This is a genomic window from Micromonospora sp. DT63, from assembly GCF_049841615.1.
In the GTDB taxonomy this organism is placed as follows: domain Bacteria; phylum Actinomycetota; class Actinomycetes; order Mycobacteriales; family Micromonosporaceae; genus Micromonospora.
The window spans coordinates 384,725-407,114 of the sequence record NZ_JBNCKQ010000004.1; the positions used below are offsets into that span (position 1 = coordinate 384,725).

At 71.3% G+C, this 22,390-nt stretch carries 20 protein-coding genes; 4 read left to right on the forward strand and 16 right to left on the reverse strand.

Annotation, left to right across the window (positions count from 1 at the left end; all coding sequences use genetic code 11):
- Positions 1-5: 5 nt before the first annotated feature.
- The 3 genes from ACLQ27_RS17585 to ACLQ27_RS17595 are packed head-to-tail and all read right to left on the reverse strand — an operon-like array spanning position 6 to position 4,850.
- Positions 6-4,082 (reverse strand): toxin glutamine deamidase domain-containing protein, encoded by a 4,077-nt coding sequence (locus ACLQ27_RS17585; RefSeq protein WP_425867647.1) that lies wholly within the window; start codon positions 4,080-4,082, stop codon positions 6-8.
- 16 nt (positions 4,083-4,098) lie between these two features.
- A complete protein-coding gene (locus ACLQ27_RS17590) occupies positions 4,099-4,431 on the reverse strand; it encodes a hypothetical protein (RefSeq protein WP_234587722.1) in 333 nt (110 codons plus the stop codon).
- Positions 4,428-4,850 carry a YbaB/EbfC family nucleoid-associated protein gene (locus tag ACLQ27_RS17595; protein ID WP_425867649.1) on the reverse strand — a complete coding sequence of 141 codons (423 nt, stop codon included), beginning with the start codon at positions 4,848-4,850 and terminating at the stop codon, positions 4,428-4,430. The genes ACLQ27_RS17590 and ACLQ27_RS17595 overlap by 4 nt, the downstream gene beginning before the upstream one ends.
- A 78-nt stretch (positions 4,851-4,928) precedes the next feature.
- On the opposite strand from ACLQ27_RS17595, the gene ACLQ27_RS17600 reads away from it, so the two are divergent.
- Entirely contained in the window at positions 4,929-6,176 is a 1,248-nt protein-coding gene (locus ACLQ27_RS17600; protein ID WP_425867651.1) for an SUKH-3 domain-containing protein, read from the forward strand.
- A 23-nt stretch (positions 6,177-6,199) separates the two neighbouring features.
- Here ACLQ27_RS17600 and ACLQ27_RS17605 read toward each other — a convergent pair whose 3' ends face one another.
- Positions 6,200-7,687: an aldehyde dehydrogenase family protein gene (locus ACLQ27_RS17605; RefSeq protein ID WP_425867653.1), complete on the reverse strand. Its 1,488-nt coding sequence runs from the start codon at positions 7,685-7,687 to the stop codon at positions 6,200-6,202.
- A 93-nt stretch (positions 7,688-7,780) separates the two neighbouring features.
- Here ACLQ27_RS17605 and ACLQ27_RS17610 point away from each other — a divergent pair, with 93 nt between their 5' ends.
- Together ACLQ27_RS17610 and gabT are read left to right on the forward strand one after the other, a co-directional pair.
- Positions 7,781-9,217 (forward strand): gamma-aminobutyraldehyde dehydrogenase, encoded by a 1,437-nt coding sequence (locus ACLQ27_RS17610; protein ID WP_425867654.1) that lies wholly within the window; start codon positions 7,781-7,783, stop codon positions 9,215-9,217.
- A 3-nt stretch (positions 9,218-9,220) separates the two neighbouring features.
- A complete protein-coding gene (gene gabT, locus ACLQ27_RS17615) occupies positions 9,221-10,492 on the forward strand; it encodes a 4-aminobutyrate--2-oxoglutarate transaminase (protein ID WP_425867656.1) in 1,272 nt (423 codons plus the stop codon).
- Between the two features lie 38 nt (positions 10,493-10,530).
- Here gabT and ACLQ27_RS17620 read toward each other — a convergent pair whose 3' ends face one another.
- The 10 genes from ACLQ27_RS17620 to ACLQ27_RS17665 all read right to left on the reverse strand — a co-directional run bounded on the left by ACLQ27_RS17620 (position 10,531) and on the right by ACLQ27_RS17665 (position 21,209).
- On the reverse strand, positions 10,531-11,196 hold the full coding sequence (locus tag ACLQ27_RS17620; protein ID WP_425867658.1) for a hypothetical protein: 666 nt from the start codon (positions 11,194-11,196) through the stop codon (positions 10,531-10,533).
- A gap of 184 nt (positions 11,197-11,380) precedes the next feature.
- Positions 11,381-12,244: a DUF559 domain-containing protein gene (locus ACLQ27_RS17625; RefSeq protein ID WP_425867659.1), complete on the reverse strand. Its 864-nt coding sequence runs from the start codon at positions 12,242-12,244 to the stop codon at positions 11,381-11,383.
- A gap of 223 nt (positions 12,245-12,467) precedes the next feature.
- Positions 12,468-13,223: a G5 domain-containing protein gene (locus tag ACLQ27_RS17630; protein ID WP_425867876.1), complete on the reverse strand. Its 756-nt coding sequence runs from the start codon at positions 13,221-13,223 to the stop codon at positions 12,468-12,470.
- Positions 13,224-13,531: 308 nt separating this feature from the next.
- Positions 13,532-14,263 carry a LamG-like jellyroll fold domain-containing protein gene (locus tag ACLQ27_RS17635; RefSeq protein WP_425867661.1) on the reverse strand — a complete coding sequence of 244 codons (732 nt, stop codon included), beginning with the start codon at positions 14,261-14,263 and terminating at the stop codon, positions 13,532-13,534.
- Between the two features lie 102 nt (positions 14,264-14,365).
- Positions 14,366-15,568, reverse strand: a complete 1,203-nt coding sequence (locus ACLQ27_RS17640) for a saccharopine dehydrogenase C-terminal domain-containing protein (RefSeq protein ID WP_425867662.1) — start codon at positions 15,566-15,568, stop codon at positions 14,366-14,368.
- On the reverse strand, positions 15,568-16,989 hold the full coding sequence (locus ACLQ27_RS17645; RefSeq protein ID WP_425867664.1) for an NAD(P)/FAD-dependent oxidoreductase: 1,422 nt from the start codon (positions 16,987-16,989) through the stop codon (positions 15,568-15,570). The genes ACLQ27_RS17640 and ACLQ27_RS17645 overlap by 1 nt, the downstream gene beginning before the upstream one ends.
- A gap of 78 nt (positions 16,990-17,067) precedes the next feature.
- Complete coding sequence (locus tag ACLQ27_RS17650) at positions 17,068-17,904, reverse strand: ABC transporter permease (protein ID WP_357493760.1); 837 nt, start codon at positions 17,902-17,904, stop codon at positions 17,068-17,070.
- 58 nt (positions 17,905-17,962) lie between these two features.
- Complete coding sequence (locus ACLQ27_RS17655) at positions 17,963-18,871, reverse strand: ABC transporter permease (protein ID WP_357573277.1); 909 nt, start codon at positions 18,869-18,871, stop codon at positions 17,963-17,965.
- A complete protein-coding gene (locus ACLQ27_RS17660) occupies positions 18,868-20,019 on the reverse strand; it encodes an ABC transporter ATP-binding protein (protein ID WP_425867667.1) in 1,152 nt (383 codons plus the stop codon). Before ACLQ27_RS17660 ends, ACLQ27_RS17655 begins: the two co-directional genes overlap by 4 nt.
- Before the next feature lie 5 nt (positions 20,020-20,024).
- Positions 20,025-21,209 carry a polyamine ABC transporter substrate-binding protein gene (locus ACLQ27_RS17665; protein WP_234587738.1) on the reverse strand — a complete coding sequence of 395 codons (1,185 nt, stop codon included), beginning with the start codon at positions 21,207-21,209 and terminating at the stop codon, positions 20,025-20,027.
- Between the two features lie 217 nt (positions 21,210-21,426).
- Here ACLQ27_RS17665 and ACLQ27_RS17670 point away from each other — a divergent pair, with 217 nt between their 5' ends.
- A complete protein-coding gene (locus ACLQ27_RS17670; RefSeq protein WP_139584073.1) occupies positions 21,427-21,939 on the forward strand; it encodes an Lrp/AsnC family transcriptional regulator in 513 nt (170 codons plus the stop codon).
- 103 nt (positions 21,940-22,042) lie between these two features.
- Here ACLQ27_RS17670 and ACLQ27_RS17675 read toward each other — a convergent pair whose 3' ends face one another.
- Positions 22,043-22,240 (reverse strand): DUF397 domain-containing protein, encoded by a 198-nt coding sequence (locus tag ACLQ27_RS17675; protein ID WP_425867669.1) that lies wholly within the window; start codon positions 22,238-22,240, stop codon positions 22,043-22,045.
- 1 nt (position 22,241) lies between these two features.
- On the reverse strand, positions 22,242-22,390 hold a 149-nt coding region (locus tag ACLQ27_RS17680), incomplete at its 5' end, for a DUF397 domain-containing protein (protein WP_425867878.1).

The window sequence follows — 22,390 nt, forward strand, 5'->3', positions numbered from 1 at the left end:
GCTCGTCATTCCGGTAGATTACGTAATACGTCAACAAGATCCCTCTCCAACTCACGAGCCACGTCCTCGGCCACAGGGAAATCCCTACGCTTCAGGCCCGATTCTTGCACTACCTGCGAGAAGTCTTTGCCCTGAGCATCAAGCCAGTCTCGGTACGTCGACCAGGATCCCACATTTCGGCTGATCCACCTCGCGAGACTGGCGTCCTTCGGCGGGAAATGGTTCTCCAAGCCGGGTGGCACGCTCTCTGGCAACCCGCGCTCACGGTTGAGTGCAAGCATCCGCAGAAACGCTTGCACATGGGCTTCCGGCCGGCTCGAAGACCGCCGTAGAATCTCGTAGTCACCATGGGTCTGCCGCCACGCTTCCCTCGATTCCCGCGTGTGGAACTGCAGTTCCAAGAGGAATCCGTCGGGCGAGCGGAGAGTGCTGTTGAAACCGTAAAACCTGTTGCCTGCCCGCCAAAAATTTTTGAGGGAAGACCGGGGTACGGAGAACCCTGATTCCACGAGACCCGCGAGTATCAGCTGGACGGCGCGTCCATACCCTGTCCCGGACGGCACCTCGAACAAGAACCTCAGAACATCATTGACGGTCTCCGCGAACTCCTCGACCCCGATGGACAAACCGCGGGTCTCGTCCAGGTACTTCCGTGCCAGCGATTCAATCCCCTTGACGCGGAACTCACGGTCGCGCAGCTGCACCCGCTCGCTGAGGCGCATGGCCTCCGACACGTCCCGCCCGACCTGAATCAACGCGTCCTCAACAGGATCGGCAGCAGCAAGTGCACGATCACGTAGTTCGGTCAGCCCTGCCAGCTCAGCTGGCGTGAGCTGGTTCAGTTCATCTGCCGATGACTCCGGCCTACCTGGCTCGGCTCCGCCGCTGTCCGGCACAGTGGGGTGTTGCGCCGAGCCCGGCCCGTCCAGCAGCAGGTGCATGCGGTTGATGTACGGATCGCCGTGGCCGCCGTCGTCGTACGCCGGTGGGTGGGTCGGCAGGTCGGGACGTTCACTGAACCGGCCTCGGGGCAGCCCGCCGAGCGGCATCGGCCGGCCGTCTCCGCCCAGCACGAGTGCGTCGATGCCGACCACGTCCGGGTAGAGCGGTCGGTCCCGGACGAGGCCGGTCTGCGGGTCGACGTAGAGCACCGTGCCGTTCTGGTTGAGCGCCACCCAGGCGTGCGAGCCGCCGCCCGCCCACTCGGTGATCAGGAACGCATAGCTGCCGTGGCCGCCCAGCAGCAGTTGGTCGTGCAGGTTGGCGTACCCCCGGTCGGCGGCCTGCCGCGCCTGCGCCGGGTGTGCCCGTTGGCCCGACGGCGGGGCGAGGACGCGCTGGAAACGGCCGCCGGTCACGTCCTCCACCCGGCCCGGACCACCCGCCTCACCGCGGATCGGACGTCGGGTGTCGCCGTTCAGGTAGCCGTCGAAGGTGCGCGGCGCGGACACCCGCGGCCGCCCGTGCACCCAGGTTTCGAAGAGCGACAGGGTGCAGTCCAGGCAGTTGATGCCCCGGGTGGCGTCCGCCTGGGGGCCGCCGTCGTTCAGGAGGCGGAACCAGCCGCCCCGGCGGGGGTCTGCGGTACGCCTGACAGCGCCGTCGAGGTCGCGGGGCATCTGCCGTTCGACGTCGACCTGGTGCAGGGCGAGCGGAGGCCGGAGCCCGCCCGGCTGCCCGTACGGCCGGGAGTCGTCGATCGGCGGGGGTACGTCGTCGCCGGTGAGCCGGGACGGGCCGGCGGTCTCCACCGCACCCAGCGCGAGCGCGCCCACATCGTTGTTGGCGTACGCGAACGCGCCGTCGGCGATGTCCACGACAGCCGGCGCCCTGATGCCCGCCAGCACGTCGTCGGCCAGGTCACGCCATTGGGCGTACGCGCGTGTCTCGTCGTTCGCGGCCCGCTGCCAGCCGTCGGCCCACTGCCGGTGCCCCGCCTGGTGCAACTGTCGGGCGTAGCTCGCGTACTCGACAGCCCTGCGGTCGTGCTCCGCGGCGCGGGTCCGCATACGGGTGGCCTCGGCCTGCCGGCGATTGTTCTCGAAGCCGGTGCGCTGCGACTCGTAGTGGCCCTGGTAGCGCCGCCGCTCGGCAGCCTCCGCCTCGGCCACCCACCGGGCGGCGTACCCGTCGTTCTCGGCCACGGACACCGACGGATCGCCGAACGCCAGCACGTCGACGGGAACCGAGGCCCGGCCGCGGGCCCGTTGACGAGGTACGCGGGCAGGCGCGGGCGCTTCCCGCGTCGGCAATCGCGTGGGCGCGGCGTGCCGGCCCACCGCGGCACCGGGGACCGTGCCACCGCCCGTCCCGGTCACGACCCCACCGGGCCGGCCGCCGGCATCGGGCGTCGTACCGGTGGACGTGGGTGGAAAAGCCGTACCGGGGGCGACTGTCGAGGCGGGACCGGCGGACGCGGCAGGCGGCGCCACCCCCACCGTGCTCGCGGCCGCCGACGAGGAAACGCCCCCCGCCGACGGGCCGGTCGACAGAGGCACGGAAGCCGACGACGGGCCGGTCGACAGAGGCACGGAAGCCGACGACGGGCCGGTCGACGGAGACACGGCAACCGTCCCGTTGGTGCCCGGGGTGACCGCACCCGAGGCGATCCCCTGCGACGTGCCGAGCGCCGGCCCGCCACCCTCCGTCGGCCCGGCACCCGCCACCGGCCCGCCGGTCGGGTCAACGGCGCCGGCCACGGGCGCGGTGACCGCCGACAGCACGGGATCGGCCCCGACAGCGGAAAGCCCGGGGGCCGCGACTGCCGAGAGCGCGGGATCCGCCGCGACTGCCGAGAGCGTGGGGTCCGCCGCGACAGCGGAGAGCGCCGGATTCGTGCCGTGCCCGACGCCTGACGACGTCGCGTCGGGTGCTGCCGGCACCGGCGACCCGACAACGTCCACCCCCGCGTGGTGGACGCCATCCGCCGCCCCAGGCCCCGGGGCGGACGCGGCCGGCGACGCCGGAGGCACCGGCGAGGACGCCGTGAGCTCCGGGGGCGGGGCATCCATCGAAGGCGCGGCGGGGATCGGAAGGGACTGTCCGGTGAAGGCCGCTCCGGCGAGGGCGTTGGCCTGCGCGTGCAGCCGGGCCTGCAGGGCGTGGTCGGTCTGCCCGGTCGCCGATCCGGTGGCACCGGACGCGGCGGCGCGTACCGCGTCCTCCACCGAGGTCAGGCCCTGCCCGGTGGCGACGCTGGCGGCGCTCTCGGCGAACATCTCGCCGGTCATCTCCCGACCCAGGTGCTCGCCGATGCGCGCGGCGCGGCCGGTCGCGTGGCGGCCCAGGCCGGCCAGCGGCGCGACCGCTCCCCCGGCGAGCCCGCCGACCGCCGACGCGCCCAGGTCGGTCAGGTCCACGCCGCGCGCCCGGCCCGTGGAGTTCTGGTACGCCTGGGTGGCCAGGCTGATCCCGGACTCCTCGGCCGCCTCCTCCAGACCTTCCCGGGTGGCTCGCTTGGCGAGGCCGCGCACGCCACCCTTGGCGATCTCCTTGGCGGCGCGCTCGCCGGCCTCCTTGAGCCCGCGCCGCAGCGCCTTGCTCGCCAGCTGGCCCATGAGACGCTTGAAGATCTGCTGGATCAGCAGCCGGGTGGCGGTGATGGCCGCACCGGCGGCCGGGGATGCGGCACCCGCGGTGAGCAGCGCCGCCACCGCCACCGAGAGCAGCTCGATGACGAGGATGCCCAGCTCGATCCAGACTTCGAGCTTGGCGCCCTCGATGTCGCAGCCGCACTCCTCGACCAGTCGGCCGAGGTCGGCGGTGACCGCGAGGAGCACCGGCAGGGGCGCGTCATCGCCCTCGGCGATCCCACGCCAGGCCGCCTCGAACGCGGCGTCGACGGCTCCGACACCGCCGTATCCGCTGCGTACCTCGGAAGCGGCCGCGGCGGCGTCGGCGTGCGGACCGGCGAGGACGCCGGCTACCGCGTACCACCGGTCGGCGACGTCCCAGACGGCCCGTTCGTTCCCCTCGGGCCACTGCACGCCTACCGCCCAGTCGAGGGCCTCGTAGATCCAGCCGGGGACGTCCCAGGGCGCGTAGTCCAGCGGGTGCGGGATCGGGCTGGGCAGCACGCTCATCCAGATCGACCCGCCGTCAGCGCTGGTCGGCGGCCCGGTCGAGCCGGGCGGCGCTGCTCTGGTCGGTCTGCACGCTCGCGTCGACGGCGCTGACCACGTCGGCGCCCAGCTCGGTGAGCCGCTGCCCGACACCCGCCCAGGCGCGCAGCACGGTCTGCTCGATGCCCCGGTAGTTCCGCTCGAACGCGGCGCCGATGTCGTCCCGCCCCCACGGGCGGGCGCCGCTGGCGGCCTCGATCTCACCGCCCTCGGCTGCCCGGCTGGCCGTCACCGCCTCGCCGGACAGGGCCAGGTCGGCGCCACCGCGCCGGGCCCGGGACGCGTCGAGCCACAGCTGACCGTCGGTCATGCCGGCCCCTCGCCGCGGCGGAGCACGGCGTCGGCGCGGCCGAGCAACGCGCCGAAATCGCCGGTACGCAGGAAGTCCGCCGAGCCGGCGCCGGCCGGCATGGTGTCGGCGACCAGGTCCTGGGTGGCCTGCGTGGCGGCGGCCACGGCAGCGTGGACCGTTTCGGTAACTTTCCGGCTCAGCGCCTCCGCGTCGCGGTCCCGGTAGATCGCCGGAGCCAGGACGACCTCGACCAACTGACCCTGCGCGCCGACGGTCGCCGTGACGTGGCCGTCCGGCGAGCGGCGGGTCACCCGCAGTTGCGCGAGTCGCGCCTGCAGAGTGTCCAGACCGGACCTGAGCTGCTGATACTGGCCGTACACGTCGTCGAATCGGGCTCGTAGCTCGCGATTGGCGTCCCGGTCCACGCGTTCGCTCACCGCCGCTCCTCCCGTCACCGTCGGTATCCGAGACCATACCGGCCGCCATCGATTCGTGTAGTCCGGTAGTTTCGATGTGTGATCGACCGTCAGCAGGCCGAGCAGCTCGCTTCCGCGTGGGCGAGGCGGGATTCGCAGCGCCTCGGCCACGAGTGCACTCCGGTGGTCGACGAGTTCGACCTCGGTTTCGTCGTCACCTCGATCGTGTCGAACGGGGTGCGGGCGATCCCCGGCGATCTGCCGACGACAGTCATCGACAGGCGGACCGGGAAGGTCACCACCTGGCCGCGTGTGCCCAGCGAGGTCGTGGCGGATCTGTACCGGCGCAGTCAGCCCAGCGGGCCGACCGCCCCCCGCACCGTCGACGCGTCGAGCCTGCTGATCCGGGAGATCCGTCGAGCCCCGACGCCGAACACGGTGGCACACCTGACCCTCGACGGTCGCATCTGGACGGCCCAGGGCACGAAGGGCGCGGTCGCGCTGAACCACCACCCGCTCGTCCGTGGCTACCTGGACGAGCAACCCCCGGGCGAGCTGGTCCGCGGCGTCGAGTGTCACGCCGAGTTGATCGTGGTCTCCGACGTGCTGCACGAGTACGACCACCGTCGGGCCGCCGACGGCATCGCGCCGATGGGGCGGGCCGAGGCGGGTGCCCTGCTGGGGGCGGCGCGCTTCGAGATCTTCCGGATCCGCGAGCCGGGTGACCCGGCCGGTGGCGCCGCCGAGCGACCCTGCGACTCGTGCGTCTCGTTTCTGGTCAGCGCCAACATGCTGCCGGAGTCGGCGCGGGCCTACACCGAGACGTGGCTCGCACCGGCGGAGCCGGACCCGGACCCGGGCCGCTTTCCACCCGAGGTGGCCAACGCGCTGGTGGCGGCGGGCTGGCGACCGCACATCGGTGACCAGATCATGGCCGCCGCCGGCGTGCGGGACGTCACCGCCGTGCCGGGGGCCGTCCACCGGCACGAGGTCTTTCCCGCCGCAGTGGAGGCGCTGACCGCGTTCCCCAGCCTGGTCGGCGCGCGGCGGGGCCCGGGCGCGCACGTGTGGATCTCGCGCTTCGACATCCGCCCGCACGCCATCGCGCACACCGCCGACACCCTCGCGGACTTCGGCGCGGTGCTCGGCGTACGACTCTTTCCGATCGGCACCGAGCAGCAGGACAGCATCCTCGCCGTCGACGAGCGCGGCCGGGTCTTCGCCCTCGACCAGGCCGGCGAGTGGTTCCTCGGCGACACCATCGACGCCGCGCTCACCACGTTGCTGCTCGGCCGCGCGCCCGCCCGGGTCGGCGACGACGGCACCTGGCCGGCCGACCCGAGCTAGGGCCTGTTTCGTAAGAACTGGCCCTAGAGCGCTAACCCGGTCAGCACCATGACCCGCGCCTCGGTGTAGTCGTCCATCGCGCTGCGCAGTCCCTCCCGGCCGACGCCGCTGCCCTTCACCCCGCCGTACGGCATCTGGTCGGCCCGGTACGACGGCACGTCGCCGACGATCACGCCGCCCACCTCCAGCGTCCGCGCGGCGGCGAAGGCCACGTCCAGGCGCCGGGTGAACACGCCGGCCTGCAACCCGTACGCCGAGTCGTTGACCGCGGCGAACGCGGCCTGGTCGTCGGCGACCGGGGTGACCACGAGCACCGGCCCGAACACCTCCTCGGCGACGACCTTGGCGTCGGCCGGCACGCCGCTGAGGACGGTCGGGGGGTACGTGGCGCCGTCGCGCACGCCGCCCACCTCGACTGTGGCGCCGGCCGCGACCGCCTCCGCCACCCACGTCTCGACCCGGCGGGCCGCCTCCTTCGACACCATCGGCCCGACGTCGGTCAACTCCGAGGCGGGATCTCCGGTGCGCAGGGCGCGTACCGCCGCGACCAGCCGGGGCAGGAAGTCGGCGTGCAGCGCGTGGTGCACGTACACGCGTTGCACGGCGATGCACGACTGGCCGGCCTGGTAGTTGGCGAACGTGGCGATGCGCTGCGCGGCGAAGTCCAGGTCCTCGTCGGCGGTCCAATCCGCGCAGAGCACCGCCGCCGCGTTGCCACCCAGCTCCAACGTCACGTGCTTGTCCGGCACCTGGCGGCGGATGGCCGCGCCGACCGGCCCCGACCCGGTGAACGACACGACCGGCAGCCGGGGGTCGGCGACCAGTTCGGCGGCGCGGTCGTTGGGCAGCGGCAGCACGGAGAACATGCCGGCGGGGAGGTCGGTCTCGGCCAGCAGTTCGCCGAGCAGCAGCGCGGACAGCGGCGTGGCCGGGGCCGGCTTGACGATGATCGGCGCACCGACCGCGATGGCGGGCGCGACCTTGTGGGCGACCAGGTTGAGCGGGAAGTTGAACGGTGCGATGCCGAGCACCGGCCCCCTCGGCACCCGCCGGACCAGGGCGATCCGCCCGGAGGCCGCCGGGTCGGTGTCGAGGCGTTGCAGCTCCCCGGAGAAGCGCCGGGCCTCCTCGGCGGCCCACCGGAAGGTGGACACCGCCCGCCCAACCTCGGCGCGCGCCCACTTCACCGGCTTGCCGTTCTCGGCGGTGATCAGCGCCGCGATCTCGTCGGCACGCTCGGCGAGCCGCCGCGACACGTGGTCCAGGGCCGCCGCGCGGGCGTGCGCGGGCAGGGCCGCGGCCTGCGCGGCCACACCGGCCGCGGCCGCGACGGCGGCGTCGACCTGGTCAGGGGTGGCAAATGTGGTACGCCCCACCGCCCGGCCGTCGTACGGATGGTGGACGGTCAGCTCGCCCTCGCCGGAGGCGGGACGGGAGGCGACGAAGAAGTCAGCGGGCTCCACGCCGTGCAGCGTAGACGAGACAACAGCCGACGGAAACAGTCGCCGCATCCCTTGTCTGCCGCGAATTCAGTAGCGAAGATGGCAGGAAGATTGCGATAACCGCCGCACACCGCATCCCCGGCCCCTCGGAGTGATCCCGTCATGAGTGACCAGCAGCAGCTGCGCAACTTCGTCAACGGCTCCTACGTCGAACCGGCCGACGGCGGGTACGCCGATCTGGTCGACCCCTGCACCGGCGAGGTGTTCGCCCAGGCGCCGGCCTCCGGGGCTGCCGACGTCGACGCGGCGATGACCGCCGCCGCCACCGCGTTCGAGAGCTGGCGGGAGGTCACCCCGGCCGAGCGGCAGAAGGCGATGCTCAGGCTCGCCGACGCCGTGGAGGCGCGCGCGGCCGACCTGGTGGACGCCGAGGTCCGCAACACCGGCAAGCCGCGCCAGCTCACCGCCGAGGAGGAGCTGCCGCCGGCGGTGGACCAGTTCCGGTTCTTCGCCGGGGCCGCCCGCCTGCTGGAGGGGCGCTCCGCCGGCGAGTACCTGGCCGGGCACACCTCGTACGTGCGGCGCGAGCCGATCGGGGTCTGCGCCCAGGTGACCCCGTGGAACTACCCGCTGATGATGGCGGTGTGGAAGATCGCCCCGGCACTCGCGGCCGGCAACACCGTGGTGCTCAAGCCGTCGGACACCACGCCGGTGTCGACGCTGCTGCTCGCCGAGATCGCCGCCGAGTTCTTCCCGCCGGGTGTGTTCAACGTGGTCTGCGGTGACCGGGACACCGGTCGTACCCTCGTGTCGCACCCGACCCCACAGCTCGTGTCGATCACCGGCTCGACCCGCGCGGGCATGGAGGTGGCCGCCGCGGCGGCCACCGACCTGAAGCGCACCCACCTGGAGCTGGGCGGCAAGGCCCCGGTGGTGATCTTCGACGACGCGGACGTGGCTGCGGCGGCCGAGGCCATCGCGCTGGGCGGCTACTTCAACGCCGGTCAGGACTGCACGGCGGCGACCCGGGTGCTGGCCGGGCCGGGCATCCACGACGACTTCGTGGCAGCGCTCGCCGAACAGGCCCGCAACACGAAGACCGGCGCACCGGACGACTCGGACGTGCTCTACGGCCCGCTGAACAACGCCAACCAGCTCGCCCGGGTCAGTGGCTTCGTGGACCGGCTGCCCGACCACGCGGCGATCCAGACCGGGGGATCCCGGCAGGGTGAGCGCGGCTACTTCTACGCGCCGACGGTGGTCTCCGGCCTGCGCCAGGCCGACGAGATCATCCAGGACGAGGTGTTCGGGCCGGTCATCACCGTGCAGCGCTTCTCCGACGAGGACGAGGCGGTGCGCTGGGCCAACGGCGTCGACTACGGCCTGTCGGCGTCGGTCTGGACGCGCGACCACGGGCGGGCGATGCGGATGACGCGACGGCTCGACTTCGGCTGCGTCTGGGTGAACACGCACATCCCGTTCGTCTCGGAGATGCCGCACGGCGGTTTCAAGCACTCCGGGCACGGCAAGGACCTCTCGGTCTACAGCCTGGAGGACTACACCCGGATCAAGCACGTCATGCACAACATCGAGGGCTGAGCCATGCCGTCCTCGGAAGATCTGCACAAGCGTCGCAGTGGTGCCGTCGCCCGGGGCGTCGGCAGCGTCATCGGCTCGTACGTGGACTCCGCATCCGGGGGCACGCTCACCGACGTCGACGGCCGGGAGTGGATCGACTTCGCCGCCGGCATCGCCGTCACCAGCGTCGGCAACTCCGCGCCGAGGGTGGTCGAGGCGGTCCGCGCGCAGGTGGAACGGTTCACCCACACCTGCTTCATGGTCGCGCCGTACGAGTCGTACGTGGCGGTGTGCGAGCAGCTCAACGCGCTGACGCCGGGCGGGTTCGAGAAGCGCTCGGCGTTGTTCAACTCCGGGGCCGAGGCGGTGGAGAACGCCGTCAAGATCGCGCGGCACGCCACCGGGCGACCGGCGGTGGTGGTGTTCGACCACGCGTACCATGGCCGGACCAACCTGACCATGGCGTTGACCGCGAAGAACATGCCGTACAAGCACCGGTTCGGACCGTTCGCCGGGGAGATCTACCGGGTGCCGATGTCGTACCCGCTGCGCGACGGCCGGCTCTCCGGCGCCGAGGCGGCCGCACGGGCGATCGAGATGGTCGAGAAGCAGGTCGGCGCGGAGAACGTCGCCGCGCTGCTCATCGAACCGATCCAGGGCGAGGGCGGTTTCGTCGTACCAGCGCCGGGTTTCCTGCCGGCGCTGCGCGACTGGGCGACGGCGGCCGGGGTGGTCTTCGTCGCCGACGAGATCCAGACCGGCTTCTGCCGTACCGGCGACTGGTTCGCCTGCCAGCACGAGGGCGTCGAACCGGACCTGGTCACGCTGGCCAAGGGCATCGCCGGCGGCCTGCCCCTCGCTGCGGTGACCGGTCGGGCCGAGCTGATGGACGCGGTGCACGTCGGCGGGCTCGGCGGCACGTACGGCGGCAACCCGATCGCCTGCGCCGCCGCGCTGGCCACCATCGAGACCATGCATGAGCTGGACCTCGCCGGCGCGGCCCGCCGGATCGAGTCCGTGCTGGCGCCCCGGCTCCGCGCCATCGCCGAGCGGGACCCGCGCATCGCCGAGGTACGCGGGCGCGGCGCGATGCTCGCCGTGGAACTGGTCCAGCCCGGCTCCCTCGTCCCCGACCCGACCGCCACGGCGGCCATCTCGGCCGCGTGCCACGCCGCCGGCCTGCTCACCCTGACCTGCGGCACGTACGGCAACGTGCTGCGCTTCCTGCCGCCGTTGGTGATCTCCGACGAGCACCTCGCCCGCGGCGCCGACATCCTCGACGCGGCGTTCGGCTGACCGTGTGGAGGGGCCCACGTCGGGCCCCTCCACTCACGTCAGCGCAGAACCTCGACGGTGTTGTTGCGGACCAGGTTCTTCCCCGGCTCGCGGATCTGGTCCATGGCGGCGGTGTTGAGCAGCACGCAACTGCCCGACGGGCCGGTCACCGTCACGGTGGTGGCCCGGTTGTTGTCCAGGTTGGTCACCCGCAGCCGCGTACCGACCGGGAACTGCCCGCTGGTCGCCGCCGGCGCGGCGTTCTCGGCGAAGAAGGTGATCGCGCCGGAGCAGGCCGAACGGGGCGGCGGGCCCGGCACGCCGGGCGAGGCGGCACCCGGACGGACCGAACCGGGGGCAGGCTGGGCCACCGCGCCCTCCAGCTTCTCCACCACGTTGCGGCGGATCACGTTCTTGCCCGGCTCGCGGACCAGCTCCATGGCGGCGGAGTTGAGCAGCACACAACTGCCCGACGGGCCGGTCACCGTCACCGTGGCCGTACGGTTGTTGTCCAGGTTCGTCACCCGCAACCGCGTGCCCACCGGGAACCGGTCGCTGGTCGCCGCCGGCGCCCCGGCCTCCGCCGAGAACGTGACCGATCCGGAGCAGACGGACGACCGTGCCGGAGCGGTATCGGCGAACCCGAACCCGGTCCCCACCGCCACGCCCGCCGCGGCGACCACCGCCACGGTCGCCGCCAGCACGTGCCTGCGCTGCACCCTCATCGCCGTCACTCCCGTCCTCGGTGGTGTCCTTCACCGCCTGATACGGAAAGCACCCCAAAACCGTTCACCAGCCCCGCCCTCCCGCCGCCCCCCAACCCCCGCCGATCTTGCACTTTGTGTCGCTCAAATGTCGCTGTTGTGGTCATTGGTCGGGACAGAAAGTGCAAGATCGGCGGGTTGGGGGTTAGGACAGGGCCGTTCGGACGGTGGCTATTACGTGGTGGGGGCGGCGGTAGAGGTCGCGGTCGGTGAAGTAGCGCATACGCCAGCCGGCCGCATCCAACCAGTTGACCCGCTCGCGGTCATGGCGGAGACGATCGCGGTCCAGGTGCGACAGTCCGTCGTACTCAACGCCAACTCGCCTCTCCCGGTATCCCAGGTCGAGCCGGTAGAGGCGGATCCCGAACCGGTCGGTGACCCACAGTTGCGGCTCGGGCGGTGGAAGCCCGCCGTCGATCAGGATCAGTCGCAGTTGGCTTTCCTGCCGACACTCGGCCCGACCGTCCGCCAACGCGATGAGACTCCGGGCTTGCCGGACGCCCCGCAGGGCAGCGTGGGCCGAAACCTCCGCCAGCAGATCATCCTGGCTCACCACGCCCGACCGGAGCGCCGCGTCGAGCACCGGCAGGGCGTCGAGCCGCCGAGCGGCACGCGCCAGGTCGACGGCGCAGCGGGCCGCGGGGACACAGGGCAGGCCCCTGACCAGGACCGGTCGAACGGGTAGCACCGTCCGGTGCACGACGACGCCGGGAAGGCGCGGCTTCGGCACCGAGGCAGGCAGCTGGACATGTACCAGGTCTTCCCGCAGAACGCCGAAGCCGTGTCTGCGGGCAGCACTCTGCCTCGCCAGCATGGCCTCGTCGGGGAGGCGCAGCATCAGCGCACGCAGTTCGTCATCCTCGTCGCAGGGCTGGTCGGCATAGACGCCCCTTCGGACTCGAAGCAGTTCCTCACGACCGAGCCGGGTACGGATTCGTCTGATGGTGAGGTCCCGCACCAACGCGTCCGTCCGCCACAACTGAATAGCCATACCGAGCAGGCTGGCCACCCCGGACCCTCAACGAGACCCCCGGCGTCCCGCCTGTGGAAAACAATCCGCCCTGTGGAAAACCCCCAAACCACCCCTCCCAGTGCTACCCCCACCCCTCCCTCCGCCGATCTTGCACTTTCTGTCGCAGATATGCCCGATTGGAGCGTAATGCGGGGACAGAAAGTGCAAGATCGGCGCGGGAGGGCGGAGGGCGGGAGGGCGGAGGGCTGTGGGCGGAGGGTTAGTCGCAGCCGTAGCCGTCGTTGTCGCGGTCCAGGTCGTAGATGTCGGTGCCGATGACTTTGACGGTCCCGCGGACGTAGGCGGGTCCGTTTCCGGAGCCAGGAAGGCAGTCCACGTCGCTGGCGATCGGGACGCAGGGGCTGTAGTTCGGGTCGCAGTTCGACTTCTTCTTGGTGCCGACGGCTACCACCTCGGTCACCGGTTGCTTCGTCACGGTGGACTTGACCAGCTTCTTGCCGGTCTGCACGCCGTCGGTGGTGGTCACCTGGTAGGTCAGCGTGCGGACGCCGTCGACGCCCTTGGTGCGGACGACCCGCTTGCCTTCGGCCAGGGACGCGTCCTTGACGGTGCGCTCGCCGTGCCGGATCGTGGCCCGCTCCGTCACGGTCGTCACCCGCACCACGGGCGAGGGTGCGGCACCCGAGGGGGTGGGCGCCGGCGTGGCGGAGGGCGCGGCCTCCGGCGACTGCGCCTGCGCGGGAGCCTCCTGCGTGGGCTCGGCGGGGGCGGCCACGATGGGTCGCTGCGCCTCTTCGGCCGCCGTGCCGGTGCGCTTGGGTTCCGGCTCGCCGCCCAGCGCGCTGACGATGGCGGTGCCGGCGCAGCAGAGCAGCAGGACGGAGAGCGCCACCGAGCCGAGGATCACGGCGACGCGGCGGCCTGGGCTGGCGCGGCGGAACCAGTTCGGGGCGGCGGGCGGCTGAGGTCCGGGGCCGTACGGCGGTGGGTACGCAGGCCCGGTCGGTGGTTGCATCGTCACGACGATGAGTGTCGTCGCAAGTACTACCGGAAATATCCACCGTCGCGCCGGTCGCCTGCTCCGTTCGCCCGCCGGCGGATCATCGGCGGGATCAGCCTTGGCCGCCGACAGTTCTCCGTCGATGGCGGGTCGGCCGGTCGACCGGTCCGTGGGGCCGACCGCGCAGGGCCGATCGTGTGGGACAGAACGCCAGCAAAAGCAGACACAGCGGGCGTACGCCGGGAGCGGGTGGCGGAGTCCGACGGGAACGGTACGACAACTGTGCCCCTGAGTCGTGGATACGACTCAGGGGCACCGCACGGTCAGCCGATGCTGATCAGCGCGTTGTCCAGTTCGCCGCGGAACTGGTCGTTGTTGCTGAGACCCGGCCCCTTGGCACCGATGTTGACCTTCGCGGTGCTGGTGATGGTCATCGTGGCGCCCGTCGCGGTTTTCACGGTCTCGCTGCCGACGATCAGGCTGAGCACGTCACCGCGCCGCTTGCACTGCACGAACTTCCAGCCCTGGTCGGCGATGGAGGTGTCGGCGGTGATGAGCAGCGACGCCGCCCCGTCGGGGCCCGCACCGGCGATTCGACAACCCGGCTTGCCGTTGTCGAGCTGGAGCTTCCACTGTGCCGGGTCGGCGAAGACGCCCTTCTGGATGAGATTGGCGCCGCTGGTCACCTGCCCGGTGGTCACCTTCACCAGTGCGCTGATGGTGAAGTCCTGACTGCCCGGGTTGAGGTTGGCGGCGTCCGGGACCTGGACGACCGCGCTGCCCGAGGCGGGGAAGGCGAGCGCCGGGCTGGCACCCCCACCGCTGGGGCGGGTCGCCCGCGAGATGGCGCCCGGGGCGCTCACGGCGATGCAGCCGGAGTCGCCGACGGTGGCGACGTCAGCGAAGCAGCCGGACGTCCACGGACCGGGCTCGACCTGTCCGGTGGGGGTGGCGTCGAAGTCCAGCCGCAACTGCTCAGTGGCGGCGTACGCGGGTGCGGTGTCCACCAGGACGGCGGCGGCGAGAGCGGTGACGCCCAGGGCGAATGCGGACATGGCACGACCCATGACGGTCCTCCAGGGATTGGGCTGCGGGCCCCCGTATGGCCGCAGCGCCCCACCATGATCACTGTGGCTATGACTGCTGTCAATGCCCCCTCAGCTCTCCCGCATCCCCCACGGCGAGCCGTAACTTGTGAGCAGGTCGAGGAAGGGCACCGGGGGCAGCGCCTCCGGCCCGAGCACGCCCACACCGGTCCACGCTCCGGTGGCGAGCAGTTCCAGCGCCACCACCGGGTTGACCGCGGTCTGCCAGACGACCGCCTGGTGGCCGTACTCGCGCATCGACCATTCGTTGTCGACCACGTGGTAGAGGTACACCTCCCGGGGCTTCCCGTCCGGGCCCAGGCCACGCACCCAGGTGCCGGCGCAGGTCTTGCCGCGCATCCGCTCGCCGAGGGTGGCCGGGTCGGGCAGGCAGGCGGCGACCACGTCGCGCGGGGACACGTCGGCGCCGCGCACCCGGACCGGGGAGACGCCGTCCAGGCCGAGCTTGTGCAGCGTCCTGAGCACGTCGATGAATTCGTCGCCGAGGCCGTACTTGAAGGTGACCCGGCGGGCCTTGACCCAGCGCGGGATGAGCAGCACTTCCTCGTGCTCCACGTTGACGCACTCGACCGGCCCGATCCCCTCCGGGAAGTCGAAGACCTCGGGCTCACTGAACGGCTCGGTCGTGTACCACCCCCGGTCGGCCTCCCAGACCACCGGCGGGTTGAGGCACTCCTCGATGGTGGTCCAGATGGAGAACGAGGGCGCGAAGTCGTAGCCGTCGACGGTCAGGTTCGCCCCGTCCCGGACGCCGATCTCGTCGATCTCGCTGAACAGCTCGTCGGCGGCGTACCGGGCGAAGATGTCGGACAGGCCGGGCTCGATGCCGATGCCGCCGAGCGCGAGCCGGCCGGCCTCCTCCCAGGCGGGGGCGGCGGCGAACTGTTCGTCGCCCAGCTTCACCCCGGTCCGCGCGTGCGGCTGCGACGGGTGCGGGCGGGACAGCGACATCGCCATGTCGAGGTAGTCCGCGCCGGCCGCGAACGCGCCGTCGAAGATGGGCATGACGAAGCGCGGGTCGACGGCGTTGAGCACGTGGGTGATCCGGTGCTCGCGGCACAGCGCGGTGACCGCGTCGGCCGAGGAGGCGTCCACCTGGGCGGCGACGAAACGGTCGCCGTGCCCGGCCACCGCGCGGGCGGCGCGGTCCGGGTCATGGTCGGCGACCACGATCGTCTCGAAGAAGGAGCGTCGGGCGGCGATGGCTACGGCGGCGGAGCCGACGCCACCGGCGCCGACGAGCAGGACACGCATCAGGAATCAAACCCCAAACCAAGACGATCGAGAGTACGGAGCCACAGGTCGCGTCTGCCCTCATGCGCATCGGCGCGGGCCATCGACCGGCGGGTGAGATTGATGCCGACCGCGCGGACGGGTTCCGGCGGGAACGGCAGGGGCTTGCGGCGGACCAGGTCGAGCCGGGTCAGCGGGGTGTCCCCGCCGGCCAGCAGGTCGAGCAGCACCCGGGCGGAGAAGCGGGTGGCCCCGACGCCGAGGCCGGTGTAGCCGGCCGCGTAGGCGAGTCGACCGCCGAACGCGGTGCCGTAGAACGGGCAGAACCGGGTGCAGGTGTCGATGACGCCGCCCCAGCGGTGGCTGAAGCGCACGTCGGCGAGCTGCGGGAACGTGGTGAAGAAGTGCTGGGCGAGGGTGGTGAAGGTGGCTGGGTTCTGCTCCAGCTTGGGGGCGACCCGGTTGCCGTAGTGGTAGACGGCGTCGTAGCCGCCGAAGAGGATCCGCCCGTCGCGGGTGATCCGGTAGTAGTGGAACTGGTTGCCGGTGTCGGCCAGCCCCTGCCGGTTGCGCCAGCCGATCGCGTCGCGCTGCGCCGGGCTGAGCGGCTCGGTCATCAGCACGTGGTCGTAGACGGGCACCACGTACGCGCGCAATCGGCGCAGCAGCGGCGGAAACGCGTTGGTGGTCAGCACGACCCGGCGGGCGCGTACCGAGCCGGGCGCGTTGCCCGGCCCGCCGACCGTCGACGCCAGCAGGGCCGGGCCGTCGGCGCGCAGCCCGGTGACCCGGGTGTGCTCGTGCACGCGTACGCCCAGGTCGAGGCAGGCCCGCCGCAGCCCCCACGCCAGCTTCGCCGGGTCCACCATGGCGACCCGGTCGGCGTCGACCATGCCGCCCAGGTACGTCGGCGAGTTCACCTCGGCGCGTACCTCATCGGTGTCGAGCAGCCGCACCCGGTGGCCGTACCGGCGGGCCAGCTCGGCGTCGGCGGCCAACCCGTCGAGCTGGTACGGCTCGACGGCGACGGCCAGTTCGCCGGTGCGCTCGAAGTCGCAGTCGATGTCGAACTCCGCGACGGTGGCGGCTATCGCGTCCAGGTTGGCGCGGCCGAGCCGTTCCAGCTCGCCGATCTCGCCGGGGAACCTGTCGACGCCGTTGGCCAGGCCGTGGGTGAGCGAGGCGGCACAGAACCCGCCGTTGCGCCCGGAGGCGGCCCACCCGCACGTCCCGGCGTCGACGAGCAGCACGTCCCGGTCCGGCTCGGCCCGCTTGGCCTCCAAGGCAGCCCAGAGCCCGCCGTACCCGCCGCCGATCACCAGCAGGTCGGCGGTCTGCGCGCCGGTGAGCGGCGCCAGCGGGTCGGGGCGCTCCGGGCGGTCCAGCCAGTACGGCACGGGCGCCGCGTCGGCCAGCGCCCGACCGGTATGCGGGACGGTCATGACTGCGACCCGGTCAAACGGCAGGCATGCGGGACGGTCATGACTGCGACCCGGTCGGACGGCCCGCATCCAGGGCGGTCATGACGAGCGACGCGGTTGCGGCACCGGGCCGGCCAGCAGCGCGGCGCGACGGGCCCGCCTCCCGCGCAGCGAGCTGAGCCCGACCAGCAGCAGCGCGATCGCGAACATCGCGGTGCCGATGACGTTCACCTGCGGCGGGATGCCCCGCTGGGCGGCGCCCCAGACGTACATGGGGAAGGTGACTGTCGTGCCGGCGTTGAAGTTCGTGATGATGAAGTCGTCGAAGCTCAACGAGAACGCCAGCAGCGCGGCGGCCACGATGCCCGGCAGCACCAGTGGCAGCGTGATCCGCCGGAAGGTCTGCCACTCGTTGGCGTAGAGGTCCATGGCGGCCTCCTCCAGCCGCCGGTCCATTCCGGCGAGCCGCGCCTTTACCGTGACCACCACGAACGACACGCAGAACATCACGTGCGCGATGACGATGGTCCAGAAGCCCTGCGGCACCCCGGCCGAGACGAACAGGGCCAGCAGCGACGTGCCCATCACCAGCTCCGGGGTGGCCATCGGCAGGAAGATCAGCACGTTGACGCCGGCCCGGCCGCGGAAGCGGTGCCGGACCAGCGCGAACGCCATCAGGGTGCCGAGCACGGTGGCGACCACCGTGGCGATGAACCCGATCTGCACGCTGCGCACTACCGCGTCGCACATGTCGGAGGTGGCGCAGGGCTGCCGCCAGTTGTCCAGTGTGAACTCGTTGAAGTCGTACGACAGGCGGCTCGACGGGCGGTTGAACGACAGCCCGGCCACCACCAGGATCGGCAGCGCCAGGTAGCCGAGCACCAGCAGCGCCACGATCATCACCCAGCGATCCGCCAACCAGCGCGACACTCGCATCAGAGCCTGCCTTCATTCGCGACTGCGGGGCTCCGCTGCGCTGCACTCCTCGCGCTCATCAGAGAACCTCCTCCGTGCCGGCCCTGCGCAGGTAGCCGAAGACCACCGCGAGGATCGCCGCCATCAGCAGGAACGACAGCGCGGCGCCCTGCGGGTAGTCCAGCCGGACCAGGAACGCCGAGTCGATGACGTTGCCGATCATGTATTCGTTCGGGGTGCCGAGCAGTTCGGCGTTGATGTAGTCGCCGCTGGCCGGGATGAAGAACAGCAGCGTGCCGGCGACCAGACCGGGCATGGACAACGGCAGGGTCACCCGGCGGAACGCCTGGACGCCGCTCGCGTACAGGTCGCTCGCCGCCTCCAACAGCCGGGGGTCCAGCCGCTCCAGGCTCGCGTACAGGGGCAGCACCAGAAACGGCAGGAAGTTGTACGTCAGGCCGAGCACCACCGCGAACGGCGTGGCCAGCAGCCGCCCGTCGGGCGCGAGCAGGTGCACGTCCCGCAGCAGGCCGACGAGCGCGCCGTTGTCCGACAGGATCGTCTTCCAGGCCAGCGTGCGGACCAGGAAGCTGGTGAACATCGGCGCGACCACGCACACCAGCAGCAGGTTCTTCCACCGGCCGGCCTTCTGCGCGATGGCGTACGCCAGTGGGTAGCCGAGCAGCAGCGCCAGCACCAGGGCCAGTCCGGCGTAGCCGAACGAGCGCAGCAGCTGCGGCCAGTACGCCTGCACGACGTCCGGATAGTTGCCGAACGCCCACGTCATCGCGTACCCGGTGGAGAGCGAGCCGCTGGGGTCGTAGAGGCTCGCCGCGGCGAGTTGCAGCAGCGGCACGCCGAAGAACACCAGCAGCCAGACCGCGCCGGGCAGCAGCAACAGGTACGGCAGGAGCCGGTGCCGCCCGGATCGGCCGGCCGGTGGTGGAGGCGCCGGCTGCCCCGGTCTGGTGGGGGCCAGGAGGGTCATGACGACGCGCCCACCGGCTCGTCGAGCACCGGCGTGGTCCGGTCGGTGTCGGCGGCGTCGCGCGCCAGCAGGAACGCGTGGCGCGGATCCCAGTACGCCACGGCCTCGCTGCCCACCGGCACCGGCACCTGGGCGCCGTCGTTCGCCGCGAACACCGACAGCTCGGTGCCCCAACCGGTGCGCAGCAGGTACTGCGTGCTGACCCCCACGTAGGAGGCATCGGTGACCACACCGGTGAGGTGCTGGTGTCCTCGGGGGATCTGGTCGGCGGAGCCGACCAGATGCAGCTTCTCCGGGCGTACCCCCAGGTGGACCGGACCCCGGTCGGCGCGCGACCGGCCGGCGGGCACCGAGAAGCGCGCGCCGTGCACCGTCACCGCGACCTCGCCGCCGCTCGTGCCGGCGGCCTCGCCGGCGAGCAGGTTGGACTGGCCGAGGAAGTTCGCCACGAACGCGGTGGCCGGGAACTCGTAGAGGTCGGCCGGGGCGCCCTGCTGTTCGATCCGGCCGGCGTTCATCACCGCGACGGTGTCGGCCATGGTCATGGCCTCCTCCTGGTCGTGGGTGACGTGCACGAACGTGATGCCAACCTCGGTCTGGATGCGCTTCAGCTCGATCTGCATCTGCCGGCGCAGCTTGAGGTCGAGCGCGCCCAACGGCTCGTCGAGCAGCAGCACCTGCGGCTGGTTGATCAGAGCGCGGGCCAGCGCGACCCGCTGCTGCTGGCCACCGGAGAGCTGGGCCGGGCGGCGGGGGCCGAAGCCGTCGAGCTGCACCAGCGACAGCATCCGCCGGACCTGGTCGTCGACCGAGCGGATGCCGCGCCGCCGCAGCCCGAAGGCCACGTTCTCGAAGATGGTGAGGTGCGGAAAGAGCGCGTAGCTCTGGAAGACCGTGTTGACCGGCCGCTTGTACGGCCGCAGCCGGGCGATGTCGGTGTCGCCGAGCAGCACCTGGCCGCTGGTCGGCTCCTCCAGCCCGGCGATCATGCGCAGCGTGGTGGTCTTGCCGCAGCCGGACGCGCCGAGCAGCGCGAAGAACGAGCCCTGGCCGATCGTCAGGCTGAGGTCGTCGACGGCGGTGAAGATGCCGAACCGCTTGGTGAGGTCGGCCAGGCGCAGGTCGCCTGCGGGTGTCTCGCGCGCCATCGGAGTCACGCCCCGATGACCTGCTGGAACTTACCCTCGTACTCCTTCTCCTGCTTTTCGTCCAGGGCCATGAACACCTTGGACTTCGCCAGCAGCGCGTCGTCGGGGAAGATCAGCGGGTTGGCGGCCAGGTCCGGGTCGATCTTCTCCATCTCGGCCTGGGCGCCCTTGACCGGGCAGATGTAGTTGACGTACGCGGCGAGCTTCGCCGCGACCGCCGGCTCGTAGTAGTAGTTGATCAGCGCTTCGGCGTTGCCCTTGTGGGTGGCCTTGTTCGGGACCATCATGTTGTCGCTGTAGAGCATCGCGCCGGAGTCCGGCGCGACGAACTGCACCTTTTCGTTCTCACTGGAGAGCTGGATGACATCCCCGGACCAGCCGATGCACGCGGCGATGTCGCCCTTGGCCAGGTCGGGTGCGTAGTCGTTGCCGGTGAACTTGCGGATCTGCCCGGAGTCGACTGCCTTCTTGAGCTTGTTGAGCGCGTCGTCGAACTGGGCAGCGGTGAAGTTCGACGGGTCGTGCCCGTTCGAGCCGAGCAGCAGACCCATCGTGTCGCGCATCTCGCTGAGCGCCGTCACCTTGCCCTTGAGGTCGGGGCGGGTCAGCAGCTCGTCGACCGTGCGCAGCTCCTTGGTGACGCTGCCGTTGAACGCCAACCCGGCCAGGCCGGACTGCCACGGGATCGAGATCCGGTTCTCGGTGTCGAACGAGCGGTTGAGCAGCGACGGCAGCAGGTTCGCCTGGACGTTCGGGATCTTTGCCGCGTCGAGCTTCTGGATCCAGCCGAGCCGGATCATCCGCGCGGCCATCCAGTCGGTCAGCACGATGATGTCCCGGTCGGTGCTCTGGCAGGCGGCCAGCTGGTTCTGCACCTTGCCGAAGAACTCGTTGTTGTCGTTGATGTCCTCGGTGTAGGTGACCTGGATGCCGGTCTTCGTGATGAACTCGTCCAGGCTCGGCCGCTTCGACTCGTCCTTCTCGTCGACGTCCATGTACTGCGGCCAGTTGGAGAAGGCCAGCTTCTTCTCGGTGCCGGACAGGTCCTCGCTGACGCAGCCGGCCTCGGTCTGCTGGGCGCCCTTGGTGCCGCAGCCGGCGAGACTGCCGCCCGCAGCGAGCAGGGCGGCCGATCCGAGAGTGCCGGTGAGCAGTCCACGCCGGGAAAGGGGCCGGAGGGGAGTACGCATGACGACTCCTAGGGGGTCATCGTCGGCGGGCGGGACGGGGGAGGCGCGCGCCGGCGGGAATGTCGGGAGGGTCAAGTACCAGGGACGACTGATCCTGACATGAGACACCCTCTCTCACAAGGGATTCCGTTGCGGGGTTAGCGATGCACGACGAAATACGCCAGACTGCGCGGGGACACACGCACGACATCACGATTCGGGACATGGGGAGCGCACGATGACGAACCGGCAGCACGAGAGCGGCAACGGCGGTCGACGCGTCGCCGTACGTGAAGGCGCCAATCACGCTCTGCTGGACGACGTGGCCAAGCAGATCATCGAACAGCTCCAGGAGGACGGCCGGCGGCCGTACGCGACGATCGGCAAGGCCGTCGGCCTGTCCGAGGCGGCTGTCCGCCAGCGGGTCCAGCGGTTGCTCGACTCGGGCGTCATGCAGATCGTCGCGGTGACCGATCCGCTCCAGCTCGGCTTCCCCCGCCAGGCGATGATCGGGCTACGTACCGACGGCGACCTGGAGGCGGTGGCCGACCGACTGGCCGAGCTGGACGAGGTCGACTACGTGGTCATCACCGCCGGATCGTTCGACCTGCTCACCGAGGTGGTCTGCCGCAACGACGACCACCTGCTGGAGATCCTGCAACGGCTGCGCGCGGTGCCCGGCGTGCTCGCCACCGAGGCGTTCGTGTACCTCAAGCTGCGCAAGCAGACCTACACCTGGGGTACGGCCTGACGCACCGCTCGTCGGCGCTCGTCGGCGCTTGATCGACTCGGCTTTCCGGAAGTCGGGGTGTCCGGGTGGCCCTGATGCCCCGGTTTCCGTGAACCCGAGTGGATCAGCGGCCTGCTGCGCCCACCGTGCCTGCCGCGCCGACGAACGACGCCCAGGCGGTCGGGGCGAAGATCAGGGTGCCACCGTCGCGGTCCTTGCTGTCCCGCACCAGCACCCGGCCGGGCAGGTTGTCGGCCACCTCGACGCAGTCACCGCCGTTGTTGCTGCTGCGGGTCGAGGTGCGCCAGCGTGCGTCGCTCATGTCACGCCTGCCGCAACTGCTCGACGAAGAAGCGCCAACTGGTCGGGGCGAAGGTCAGGGTGCCACCGTCGGGGTCCTTGCTGTCCCGCACCAGCACCCGGCCGGGCAGGTTGTCGGCCACCTCGACGCAGTCACCGCCGTTGTTGCTGC